This window comes from Stenotrophomonas sp. YJH_SMC_119, assembly GCF_059368315.1.
In genome coordinates this window covers 113,241-124,268 of sequence record NZ_JCAFRP010000014.1, presented here as the reverse complement: position 1 = coordinate 124,268, position 11,028 = coordinate 113,241, and the positions used below count along the sequence as shown (strand labels likewise).

At 68.1% G+C, this 11,028-nt stretch carries 10 protein-coding genes and 1 rRNA gene; 5 read left to right on the top strand and 6 right to left on the bottom strand.

The genetic code is table 11. From position 1 onward, the window contains the following. Window positions 1-101 (top strand): 5S ribosomal RNA (gene rrf, locus AC5P6S_RS18070); the annotation flags it as partial. 481 nt (window positions 102-582) lie between these two features. Here rrf and AC5P6S_RS18065 read toward each other — a convergent pair. The 3 genes from AC5P6S_RS18065 to hemH all read right to left on the bottom strand — a co-directional run bounded on the left by AC5P6S_RS18065 (window position 583) and on the right by hemH (window position 4,792). After that, complete coding sequence (locus AC5P6S_RS18065) at window positions 583-2,688, bottom strand: methyl-accepting chemotaxis protein (RefSeq protein ID WP_065183649.1); 2,106 nt, start codon at window positions 2,686-2,688, stop codon at window positions 583-585. A 290-nt stretch (window positions 2,689-2,978) separates the two neighbouring features. Next, on the bottom strand, window positions 2,979-3,833 hold the full coding sequence (locus AC5P6S_RS18060) for an alpha/beta fold hydrolase (protein ID WP_012481654.1): 855 nt from the start codon (window positions 3,831-3,833) through the stop codon (window positions 2,979-2,981). Then, window positions 3,830-4,792 (bottom strand): ferrochelatase, encoded by a 963-nt coding sequence (hemH, locus tag AC5P6S_RS18055; RefSeq protein WP_012481653.1) that lies wholly within the window; start codon window positions 4,790-4,792, stop codon window positions 3,830-3,832. The genes AC5P6S_RS18060 and hemH overlap by 4 nt, the downstream gene beginning before the upstream one ends. Window positions 4,793-4,957: 165 nt before the next feature. Here hemH and AC5P6S_RS18050 point away from each other — a divergent pair, with 165 nt between their 5' ends. The 4 genes from AC5P6S_RS18050 to tatC all read left to right on the top strand — a co-directional run bounded on the left by AC5P6S_RS18050 (window position 4,958) and on the right by tatC (window position 7,377). Beyond that, complete coding sequence (locus AC5P6S_RS18050; RefSeq protein ID WP_005411678.1) at window positions 4,958-5,851, top strand: lipid-binding SYLF domain-containing protein; 894 nt, start codon at window positions 4,958-4,960, stop codon at window positions 5,849-5,851. A 75-nt stretch (window positions 5,852-5,926) separates the two neighbouring features. After that, window positions 5,927-6,154: a Sec-independent protein translocase subunit TatA gene (tatA, locus tag AC5P6S_RS18045; protein ID WP_005420453.1), complete on the top strand. Its 228-nt coding sequence runs from the start codon at window positions 5,927-5,929 to the stop codon at window positions 6,152-6,154. Between the two features lie 15 nt (window positions 6,155-6,169). Then, entirely contained in the window at window positions 6,170-6,631 is a 462-nt protein-coding gene (gene tatB, locus AC5P6S_RS18040) for a Sec-independent protein translocase protein TatB (RefSeq protein ID WP_012481652.1), read from the top strand. After that, window positions 6,628-7,377: a twin-arginine translocase subunit TatC gene (gene tatC, locus AC5P6S_RS18035; protein WP_005411675.1), complete on the top strand. Its 750-nt coding sequence runs from the start codon at window positions 6,628-6,630 to the stop codon at window positions 7,375-7,377. Before tatB ends, tatC begins: the two co-directional genes overlap by 4 nt. Before the next feature lie 107 nt (window positions 7,378-7,484). Here tatC and AC5P6S_RS18030 read toward each other — a convergent pair whose 3' ends face one another. Genes AC5P6S_RS18030 through AC5P6S_RS18020 form a run of 3 tightly spaced genes read right to left on the bottom strand, consistent with a single transcriptional unit; the run spans window position 7,485 to window position 11,000 of the window. Next, on the bottom strand, window positions 7,485-8,396 hold the full coding sequence (locus tag AC5P6S_RS18030; RefSeq protein WP_005411674.1) for a BPSS1780 family membrane protein: 912 nt from the start codon (window positions 8,394-8,396) through the stop codon (window positions 7,485-7,487). A gap of 50 nt (window positions 8,397-8,446) precedes the next feature. Next, window positions 8,447-9,193 (bottom strand): glutamine amidotransferase, encoded by a 747-nt coding sequence (locus AC5P6S_RS18025; protein WP_495204698.1) that lies wholly within the window; start codon window positions 9,191-9,193, stop codon window positions 8,447-8,449. Further along, entirely contained in the window at window positions 9,165-11,000 is a 1,836-nt protein-coding gene (locus AC5P6S_RS18020; RefSeq protein WP_005414929.1) for a GspE/PulE family protein, read from the bottom strand. The genes AC5P6S_RS18025 and AC5P6S_RS18020 overlap by 29 nt, the downstream gene beginning before the upstream one ends. Window positions 11,001-11,028 lie beyond the last annotated feature (28 nt).

Below are 11,028 nucleotides of genomic sequence, written 5' to 3'. Positions count from 1 at the left end.
CGCTGTGGAACCACCCGATCCCATCCCGAACTCGGAAGTGAAACGCAGCTGCGCCGATGGTAGTGTGGCTCAAGCCATGCGAGAGTAGGTCATCGCCAGGGTTTACACCCGAGAACCCCGCTGCTCACGCAGCGGGGTTTTTCTTTGTGCGCAGTAAATGCGGGTAGTGCCGGCCGCTGGCCGGCAACCCGATGGCATTACATCACCCGGTAGATCCACGCCATGCGTGGATGCCCTCTGCGAGGAGCCAAGGCGCCAACCAAGGTTGGCCGCTACCAACAGCAGGCCCACACAGCAATCGATTGCCGGCCAGCGGCCGGCAACTTTGTGCGCGGTAAACACCGGGTAGTGCCGGCCGCTGGCCGGCAACCCGATGGCATTACATCGCCCGGTAGATCCACGCCATGCGTGGATACCCCCTGCGAGGAGCAGCGGTGCCAACCAAGGTTGGCCGCTACCAACAGCAGGCCCACACAGCAATCGGTTGCTGGCCAGCGGCCGGCACTACCAGGGGCAGGTCACGCATAAAAAGACGGCGCCCTGCGGGCGCCGTCCTGATCAAACTCGAATGGAAGGCCCGGATCAGGCGACCCGGGAGACCTCGTGGGGTTCTTGCTGACGGAACACCGACACCGCCTCGGTGAGCGTCCCCGCCTGCGACTGCAACTCGCGTGCGGCAGCGGTGGCTTCTTCCACCAGCGCCGCATTCTGCTGCGTGGCCTGATCCATCTGCACCACTGTCTGGTTGATCTGCTCGATACCGATCGACTGCTCCTGCGACGCCGCGGATATCTCGCGCATCAGGTGGCTGACATCCTCCACGCCGCCGACGATTCCCTGCATGCGCTGGCCGGCATCGGCCACCAGCTGGGCACCTTCGCCCACCTGCCGTCCCGCTTCGTCGATCAGCTTCCTGATCTCCTGTGCGGCCGCCGCCGAACGCTGCGCCAGCACGCGCACCTCGCTGGCCACCACGGCAAAGCCTCGGCCCTGCTCGCCGGCGCGTGCCGCCTCCACCGCTGCGTTCAACGCCAGGATATTGGTCTGGAAGGCAATGCCGTCGATGACGCCGGTGATGTCGCCGATCCGCTTCGAGGCACCTTCGATGGCCTGCATGGTATCCACCACCCGCTGCATGGCCGTGTTGCCGTCACTGGCAGCGTTCTGCGTGGAGGCGGCCAACGCACTGGCCTCACGCGCATGGGCGGCGTTCTGGCGCACGGTGGCGGTCAGTTCCTCCATCGATGCTGCGGTCTCCTGCAGGTGCGCTGCCTGGCGCTCGCTGCGCTCGGACAACGCGCCGTTGCCGGCGGCAATCTCGCTGGCGGCGGTACTGATCGACGCCGCGCATTCCTGGATGCGGCCGACCATGCGTGCCAACTGCCCGGCCGTGGCATTGGCATCGCGCTGGATGGCAGCGAAGGCGCCGTGATACTCGCCGTGCATGCGCCGATCCAGATCGCCGTTGGCCAGTGCCGAGAGCATCTGCCGTACTTCGTTGACGGTGCTGCCGAGCGTATCGAGCAGCTGGTTGATGCCACCGGTCAGGCCATCGAGGAAGCTGGCGCCTTCAGTGGCCTGCAGGCGCTGGTCGAGGTCACCGGCCGCTGCCGCTGCGACGATGCCGGCCACGGCATTCTCCAGCGCGAGCTCATGCGTGCGGTCATGCCATTCCACGGCGAAGCCCAGGCGCACGCCCTGCGCGTCGAACACCGGTGTGACCACCTGCGCGAAGTGCACCGGGCCGATCTGCACCTTGCCGTTGTGCGCTACCTGCAGGCCGTTGAGGATCGCGCGGATGCGGTCCGGGTTGGCGTGGAAACGATGGATGCTGCTGCCGACCAGGCGCTCGGCGTCGAAATCGGGGAAGGCCTGTCGCAACGTCGCCTGCTGGTTGCGCAGCAGTGCCACCACCGAGCGGTTCACGTAGCGGATCACATGGTCGTTGTCGGCGATCATCATCGCGGTGCGCGAGGCATCGAGGGCCTGGCGGATCTGCGCGTTCTCGGCATGTGACGCGGCTTCGCGCCCACGCTGGGCCTGCACGTGGCGTGCAGTGTCGGCGAGGGCGTGGGCCAGTGAACCCGGCGCATAGGCGCCGGTATCGGCATGCGCGCCAAGATCGGCACCGGTGGCGATATCGCGTGCGAGCGCGGCAAGCCGACGCGGGCCGTGGCCAAGGGCCTCGGTCTGCTGCCGAAGGCGCAGTGCGACCTGGCCGAGGAACAGGGTCAGGCCCGCGAGCATGCCGGCCTGCAGCAGCGTCGGCCACAGCGCGGCACCGCCCTGTAGCGGTGCCAGCAGGGCGAGCGTACCGACGCCACCGGCCAGCCACACCGGAAGGCGATCGCGATGGCCCAGCAGCACGCCCAGCAGCAGGGCAATCGGCAATGCCGGCGACAGGCTGATGATCGCGCACAACACGGCCAGCTGCAGCGACAACAGCAACGCCAGACCGTTGCGGGCGATGGCCCGGCCCGCCTGGGCCCCGCCCAACCACGCGGCTGGCAGCACGGCGACGGCCGCCAACGCGGCGGCCTGCACCTGCGGGCCGCGCAGGGCCAGCGCCAGGCCAGCCAAGGCCAGTACCGCGCTGCCGATCAGCAGGCGGCGGTCAGCGCGGTGCGCGAGCTGCTGCAGGTGCGGCAGGCGGGCGGTATCGGGGGGACGGGAGGATGCAACGGACATCGGCGACTCCTGGATCAGCAGACGACAACGGCCACGCCGCGGCGCACGCAGGAGTGCGTGACCAGGGCGCGAGCCGGGAATTCGGGGAATGCGACGCGATCAGCGACGCGGAGACGGGACACCGCGGCCACATCCTGTGGGTGACGGTGCAATGGAGCAGGCATGCGGACTTCCTTGCAGAACCAGACACACGCCGCAGGCCCGACCGGACCTGCGTGCTGCGGACGCAGGGGCCCGCAACTGATGTATCGGCCGCAGACGCGCAGAGTGAAGCGCGCGGATACCTCTGCTCAGCCCGCGTTGTCGTTGCTGAAGAAGCGCAGGATCACGCCTGCGATCTGTTCCGGATCTTCCATGTGCAGGTGATGGTTGCCGGGAAACACCGCCAACCGCCCATCGCGCAGGTGCTGCAGGCGATCGCTGCGCATCGGCTCGGGGTAGTAGGACTGCGCTGGCGTGGCATAGATCACCTGCGTCGGGCAGGCGATGGCCTGCAGCAGGTTGTCGATCTGGCCTTCGCTGAGACGGATCGCAGTGGGCAGCATCAGGCGCGGATCGCTGCACCAGCGGTAGCCACCCTCGACCGGTTCCACGCCGCGCTCGACCAGCAGCCGTGCACAGTGCTCGCTGAGCTGGTTGGTCATCATCCGTGCGCGGATCGGCGCGGCGAGGTCGGGGAACACGCGCAGCTGCTTGCGTGCCAGTGCGCGCGTGGCATTCACATGCTCGCGCAGGCGGTTGGCGGTTTCTTCCTCGGGGCCGCGCAGGCCGCCGAGCGCTTCGATCGCCACCAGGCGCTCGACGCGGTCACTGACCGAGGCGGTGAGGCTGGCGATGCCGGCGCCCATCGAATGGCCGAGCAGGTTGAAGCGGTCCCAGCCCAGTGCATCGGCGACGTCGAGCACGTGGCAGATCGCGGCGGCCGTGGTGTAGCTGGTACCGGCCGGCAGATGCGCGCTGTGGCCATGACCGGGCAGGTCGATGGCAACGAGCTGCAGCGACGACAGGTGCGGCGCCAGCGGCACGAAGCTGGCCGCGTTGTCGAGCCAGCCGTGCAGGGCCAGCACGCGCGGGCCATCGCCGTGGTTGCGCAGGCCGGCGACGCGCGCGCCACCGACCTCCAGTTCAAACGGTTGCAGACTCATGCCAGCGAGGCCACGGCCAGCCGCGCAAGCGCGCGTGCGTGCTCCGGTTCGGCGTTGAGGCAGGGGATGTAGCGCATCGTCGCACCGCGCTCGGCCAGTGTTTCGGTGAACCCCAGCGCGACTTCTTCCAGCGTCTCCAGGCAGTCGGTGGCGAAGCCGGGGCACACCACGTCGATCTGCTTCACGCCGGATTCGGCCAGCGCCCACAGGCTGGGCTCGGCATACGGCTGCAGCCAGCGCTCGCGGCCGAAACGCGACTGGTAACCCATCTGCCACTCGTCCCTGCCCAGTTCCAGCGCCTTGGCGATGGCCTGTGCGCTGGCCTCGCAGCGCTGCGGATACGGATCGCCGGCATCGGCCAGGCGCTGCGGGATGCCATGGAAGGAGAACATCAGCATCTGGCCGCGACCGTGCTGTTCCCAGTAGCGACGGATCGAGCCGGCCACGGCCTCGACCCAGCCCGGATCGACCGAATAGTCGCGCACCAGGCTGACGGTCACGCCAGGATTGCGGCGCTGCCAGGCATCGACGCGGTCTTCGACCGAGGCAGTGGTGGTGGTGGAGTACTGCGGATACAGCGGCAGCACCACGATGCGGCGCGCACCGTCGGCTGCCAGGCGGTCGAGCTCGCTGGCCAGCGCGGGTTCGCCGTAACGCATCGCATGACGCACTGTCAGGGTCGGCAACAGGGCCTGCATGGCCTGCGCCAGCTGGCGCGTATGCACCATCAGCGGTGAGCCGTCGGGCAGCCAGACCTGGGCGTACTTGGCCGCCGAACGACTGCTGCGCAGGGGCAGGATCAGTCCGCGCAGCAGCGGCTGCCACAGCAGTGGCGGGATCGCGACCACGCGGCGGTCGGACAGGAATTCAGCCAGGTAACGGCGTACGGCGGGGGCCGTCGGCGTCTCGGGCGTGCCTAGGTTGACCGCCAGCACGGCGGTATCGGGTGCGTCGAGCATGGGCGGTATTGTCGCCGATCCGGTGTCGCGCCGGGATGCAGGGTTCGGATTGCGGGCATAGCGCGCATCAATGTGAGCAGGGAACGCTCATTGGGGATTCATGACAACGCTACTAATTTCAGTCACTTGCTATATCTTCCTATGGACTGACTTCTGGAGCCTGCCATGCGTCGCCCGATCCAAGCCCTGCTGATCGCCGCCAGCCTGCTGTCCAGCCAGGCCATGGCCGGGCCGCAGGAAGACCAGCGTGCGCGCAATGCCGTGCGCGTGCTGGCTGAAATCCAGGAAATCCCTGAACAGGGCATTCCGGATAAATTGCTGGACGAAGGCCGCGCGGTCATCGTCATTCCCGACACGATCAAGGCCGGTCTGGTCATTGGCGGCCGTCGTGGCCACGGCCTGATGTCGGTGCGCATGCCCAACGGCGCCTGGTCCAACCCGGTGTTCGTGAAGCTCACCGGCGGCAGCATCGGCTTCCAGGCCGGCGTGCAGTCCTCCGATGTGGTGCTGGTGTTCCGCAACGACCGCAGCCTGGACAACCTGGTCAACGGCAAGTTCACGCTGGGTGCCGACGCTGGCGTCGCCGCCGGTCCGGTGGGCCGCAACGCCGCCGCGGCCACCGACGGCCAGCTGAAGGCCGAGATCTGGTCCTGGTCGCGCGCCCGCGGCCTGTTTGCCGGCGTCGCGCTGGATGGCGCGGTGCTGCAGATCGACGATGCCGCCAATCTGGACGCCTACGGCAGCAACACCACGCCGCGGATGATCTTCGAAGGCCGCGCCGCCGGTTCGCCGTCGATGGATGTGGTCGCCTTCCGCGATCGCCTGGAAGAGGCCACCTACGCGGCGCGCAACAACCGCAGCGGCAACGGCGGCAGCGCGCCGCGCCCGGCTGCCGCCCCGGCAGCTGCTCCGGCGCCTGTTCAGGCAGCACCGGCTGCGCCGGCTGAGGCCACCACCGCGCCGCTGCAGAACGTGCCGCAGACCCCGCCGCCGCAGCAGCAGGGCTTCCAGCCGGTGAATGACGGCGAGATCCGTACGGAAACGCTGGGCGGAAACTGACTTTCGTCACGCGCGCCGGCTGACAGCCGGTGCGCTATGCTCGACAGCCTGATCACTAACGTAACGAGCGTCTTTATGGGCAGTTTCAGCATCTGGCATTGGTTGGTCGTGCTGGCCATCGTCCTGCTGGTGTTCGGCACCAAGCGCCTGACCAGCGGCGCCAAGGACCTCGGTTCGGCGGTCAAGGAATTCAAGAAGGGCATGCGCGACGAGGACAAGCCGAACGCGCAGCTGGGCGATGAGTCGCGCAGCCAGGACGCGTCGCGCACCGCGCAGGACGAGCACGACCGTAACGCTCGCTGATCCGGAGCGGTTGCGGTGTTCGATATCGGCTTCAGCGAACTGCTGGTGATTGCAGTGGTCGCCCTGGTGGTGCTCGGTCCCGAGCGCCTGCCCAAGGCGGCCCGCTTCGCCGGCCTGTGGGTGCGTCGCGCCCGCAATCAATGGGATTCGGTGAAACAGGAACTGGAGCGCGAACTGCAGGCAGAGGACATCAAGCGGCAGATGCAGGATGTGCGCCAGGGCATGCAGGACACCGAGAACCAGCTGCGCGCCAGCGGTGAAGCGATCCGTCGCGAAGCCCAGCAGGCGCAGCAGCAGGGCGATGACCTGGTGCAGCACGTCCGTGCACCGGCGCCCGCGGATCTGCCGCCGCACATGAGCGCCGCGCCCGATGCCGTTGAACCAGCGCAGGACGGTGGTGCCGCCGAGCCGGTTTCGGCCGCGCCCGCTGAAACTGGTACGCCGCCGCCGGCGCAGAGCACGGAGCGCCACCCATGAGTGAACAGGATTTCGGCGAGAGCTCGCTGGTAGAACACCTGGTGGAACTGCGCGGCCGGCTGGTGCGCGCATTGCTGGGCCTGGGCGTGGTGCTGCTGGCGCTGCTGCCGTTCACCCAGAAGCTCTACAACGCGCTGGCCGAACCGCTGGTCTCGCAGCTGCCGAACGGGCAGACGATGATCGCCACCAACCCGGCCGGTGCCTTCTTCGCACCGCTGAAGCTGACCTTCTTCGTCGCGTTGTTCGTGGCGGTACCGTGGCTGCTGTACCAGCTGTGGGCGTTCGTCGCGCCCGGTCTGTATGCACGCGAGAAGCGCCTGGCGGTGCCGCTGCTGGTGTCATCGGTGCTGCTGTTCTACACCGGTTGCGCCTTTGCGTATTTCCTGGTGCTGCCGGCGGTGTTCCACTTCCTCACCACCTTCAGCCCGGACGTGATCGCAATCACACCGGATGCGAATGCCTATCTGGACTTCGTGCTGGCGATCTTCTTCGCCTTTGGTGGCAGTTTCGAACTGCCGGTGGCGATGGTGATCCTGGTGCTGCTGGGCTGGGTGACGCCGCAGCAGTTCAAGGAAGGCCGCGGCTACGCGATCGTCGGCATCTTCGTGCTGGCGGCGGTGCTGACCCCGCCGGACGTGGTGTCGCAGCTGATGCTGGCGATTCCGATGTGCCTGCTGTACGAGCTGGGCATCCACGCCGCACGCTGGCTGGTGCCGTCGTCGGTAGTGAAGAAGCCCGCCGCCTGAAAGACAAAAAGGGGACGGAGGGGATTATGTCGTTAAAGGCAAAAACGACTTAATCCCCTCCGTCCCCTTTTCTATCCACGCATGGCGTGGATCTACCTGCGTTCTGGTCAGGCGTGGAACACGTCGCTGGAGGTCGGCGTGGTCGGGATCGGCGGCGCCGCGCGGCTGCCGCGGTGCACGAACATCTGCTTCCACGCAGCGTAGACCGCGCCGACATACAGCGGCATCAGCACCGTGGTCAGTACCAGCTGGGCGATGAAGGCGGCGGCCAGCGGGCCGCCGATCAGCATCGCGATCTGGATCACGATCACGAACAGGATGTACATGCAGAACGCGGCGATCAGGCCGAGCGCGGCGAACACGATCATCGCGCCGATGTTCTCGATGCAGCCCTGGAGGCTCAGGCGCAGCGCGTGCATGCCGCTCTGCTTGTCGAACACCACCAGCGCCGGCTGGGTGAACATCGCCAGCGACAGCGCGACCGCACTCAGGAACACCAGCAGCATCCACAGCGCGATGCGCTTGGCCGGCAGGTTGGCAACCAGCGCGGCCGCGTCATCCGGCTTGATCTGCTGGCCACTGCGGCTGATCTCTTCCATCTTGGTCATGACCTCGCTGAAGGCGGTGAAGCCCTCGCGGCCGATCATCAGGAACAGCAGCGCGCCCAGCAGCAGCACCGCCAGCACCTGGATCGCCAGCGGCACCAGCAGGTGGCTGACGCGGTGGTCGCGGATCGGCTGCAGCAGGTGCGAGGCCAGGCCCGGGCGGCCTTCATCGATCTCGCCCACGGCATACAGCATGCCGCCGAACATGATCGGCGAAATGGCCAGCGTCATAAGCTGCACGGCCATGCCGGCAGCGCCAGGAATCAGCGTCGACAACAAGGTGACCACCCAGCTCACCAGCAGCCAGGTCAGGCCGATCCGGGCCAGCTGCAGCGGCGCACGCCGGTACAGGGAGAACGTATCCAGCAACCACTGGGCGCCCGCCGAAGCCGGCAGCTTGCGAATCTCTTTCATGGACATCCGGGAAGGACAGGAGGGGGCCGGGCGGCTGCCCGTGCCGCCGATTATCCCTGTTTTGCCACCGGCTGGGCTGAAGACAGCCGTGCCTGGCGGACGAAGCGGCGCAACAGCTGGCGGGCCAGCGGCGCGGCACTGACCGCGCGCTCGATGCTGCGGGCGCAGCCGCCGTGGCGGCCGATGCAGTCGGCGCGGGCACGCACGTAGCCACGCATGTGGTGGGTGGCGAACTCCGGATGGAACTGCACGCCCCAGGCCTGGCGGCCCCAGCGGAAGGCATGGCAGCCATCCAGCGGTGAACGGGCCAGCACCTCGGCACCATCGGGCGCGCGCAGCACGGTCTGCAGATGGGTGGCATGGGCGGCAAAGTGCTGCGGCAGGCCCTGGAACAGCGGGTCCTGCGCGGCCTGCGGCTGCAGTTCCAGTTCGATCGTGCCGGACTCGCGGCCGGCCGGGTTGTAGGCCACCTCGCCACCCAGCGCATGTGCCAGCAGCTGATGGCCGTAGCAGATGCCGAATACCGGCAGGTCGTCGTGGGCGGTCTGGCGCAGCCACGCGGCGCTGCGCTCGCTCCAGTCGGCATGGTCGGTGACGAAGGCGGCCGAGCCGGTCACCAGCACGCCGGCGAAGGCATGAGGGTCGGGCAGGGCGCCACCGTGCTCGACATCGACCACCACCGTCTCGTGTTCTTCCAGCCAGGCAGCGACGCGGATCCAGTGCGGAAAGCGCCCGTAGCGGCGCAATGACGGCACCGGTCGGCCGGTTTCAAGGATCAGGAACGGGGCTGGGTTCATCCGGGGGCGGCAGCACTGACAGGACTTCCTCGATTGTAGTCAGCCCCTGCGCCACCTTTTCAAGCCCGGCCTGGCGCAGGGTTCGCAGCCCTTCAGCCCGCGCGGCACGGGTGAAACCGGCCAGGTCCATGTCGGCGCGGATCTGCCCGCGCAGCCGCGAACCCAATGGCAGCAACTCATACAGGCCGATGCGGCCGAGGAATCCGGTGCGCCGGCATTCCAGGCAACCGACCGGCCGACAGGGCGTGGCGGCATCTGGATATGCAGCATGGCTATCAGCCAGCACCGCCCAATCGGCCGCGCCGAGGCTGTGCGGCTGCTTGCAGTGCGGGCACAGCGTGCGCACCAGGCGCTGGGCGAGGATGCCGTTGAGGGTGCTGGCCAGCAGGTAATGCGGCACGCCCAGGTCGAGCAGGCGGGTGACCGCCGAGGGCGCGTCGTTGGTATGCAGGGTGGACAGCACCAGGTGGCCGGTCAGCGAGGCCTGCACCGCCATCTGTGCGGTCTCCAGGTCGCGGATCTCGCCGATCATGATGATGTCCGGGTCCTGCCGCAGCAGGGTGCGCACGCCGCTGGCGAAGTCCAGGTCGATGTTGGCCTGCACCTGCATCTGGTTGAACTCGGGCGCGATCATCTCGATCGGATCCTCCACCGTGCACACGTTCACGTCCGGCGTGGCCAGCCGCTTCAGCGTGGAATACAGGGTGGTGGTCTTGCCCGAGCCGGTCGGGCCGGTGACCAGCACGATGCCGTGCGGGCGCTCGACCAGCGCATTCCAGCCGGCGGCCTCCTGCGGGCTGAAACCGAGCTGGTCGATGCTCTTGAACGCGGCATCCGGGTCGAAGATGCGCATCACGCACTTCTCGCCGAAGGCGGTGGGCATGGTCGACAGGCGCATCTCGACCTCGCGGCCACCCGGCGAGCGGGTCTTGATGCGGCCATCCTGCGGGCGCCGGCGCTCGGCCAGGTCCATGCGGCCCAGCACCTTGATGCGGCTGACCACGGCGGTCATCACCGCCGGCGGTACCTCGAACACCTTGTGCAGCACGCCGTCGATGCGGAAGCGCATGCGCCCCATCTCGCGGCGCGGCTCCAGGTGGATGTCCGAGGCGCGCTGTTCGTAGGCGTACTGCAGCAGCCAGTCGACGATGTGCACGATGTGCTGGTCGTCGGCATTGACGTCGCCGGTGCGGCCCAGCTCCACCAGCTGCTCGAAGCTGGGCAGGGTGGTGCTGGCCTCGCCGCGCACATCGCCACGGGCGCCGCGCACCGAGCGGGTCACCCCGTAGAACTCCATGGTGTAACGGTGCAGGTCCAGCGGGTTGACCACCGCCAGCTCGATGCGGCGGCGGGTCAGGTGCTGCAGGTCACGACGCCATTCCTGCACCAGCGGCTCGCTGGTGGCTACCAGCACGCGCTCGGCATCCACCGCCAGCGGCAGGAAGCGGTGGCGGCGGGCGTAGGCATGCGACACCAGCGCGGTCACCGCAGCGACGTCCACCCGGGTCGGGTCGATGCGCAGGTAACGGCTGCCGGTGCGCTGCGCCAGCCACTCGGTCAGGCGTTCCAGGGTCAGTTCGCCGCCGCCGGTGGCGGCCAGCTTGAGGTTGGACAGCAGTACCAGCGGATGCACTTCACTGGCGTTGCGCGCGCCCTGTGCGGAAAACCGCATGCGCTCGCGGTCCTGCTCGGCCACCAGGCCATCGGCGGTCAGGGCCGCGGCAATCTGCTCGAAATGCAGCCGTCCCCAGGGCAGCGGGACGCCGTCCGCCTCGCCGGGCGTGCCTGCCGGCAGCCGATGTTCCATCTGCCTGCTCCTCCCGGGTACGGAATGC

Bases quoted from the DNA above. Each gene is read 5' to 3' on its own strand.
- AC5P6S_RS18065 (WP_065183649.1), bottom strand. From the start codon at position 2,688: ATGTCCGTTGCATCCTCCCGTCCCCCCGATACCGCCCGCCTGCCGCAC.
- AC5P6S_RS18060 (WP_012481654.1), bottom strand. From the start codon at position 3,833: ATGAGTCTGCAACCGTTTGAACTGGAGGTCGGTGGCGCGCGCGTCGCC.
- hemH (WP_012481653.1), bottom strand. From the start codon at position 4,792: ATGCTCGACGCACCCGATACCGCCGTGCTGGCGGTCAACCTAGGCACG.
- AC5P6S_RS18050 (WP_005411678.1), top strand. From the start codon at position 4,958: ATGCGTCGCCCGATCCAAGCCCTGCTGATCGCCGCCAGCCTGCTGTCC.
- tatA (WP_005420453.1), top strand. From the start codon at position 5,927: ATGGGCAGTTTCAGCATCTGGCATTGGTTGGTCGTGCTGGCCATCGTC.
- tatC (WP_005411675.1), top strand. From the start codon at position 6,628: ATGAGTGAACAGGATTTCGGCGAGAGCTCGCTGGTAGAACACCTGGTG.
- AC5P6S_RS18030 (WP_005411674.1), bottom strand. From the start codon at position 8,396: ATGAAAGAGATTCGCAAGCTGCCGGCTTCGGCGGGCGCCCAGTGGTTG.
- AC5P6S_RS18025 (WP_495204698.1), bottom strand. From the start codon at position 9,193: ATGAACCCAGCCCCGTTCCTGATCCTTGAAACCGGCCGACCGGTGCCG.
- AC5P6S_RS18020 (WP_005414929.1), bottom strand. From the start codon at position 11,000: ATGGAACATCGGCTGCCGGCAGGCACGCCCGGCGAGGCGGACGGCGTC.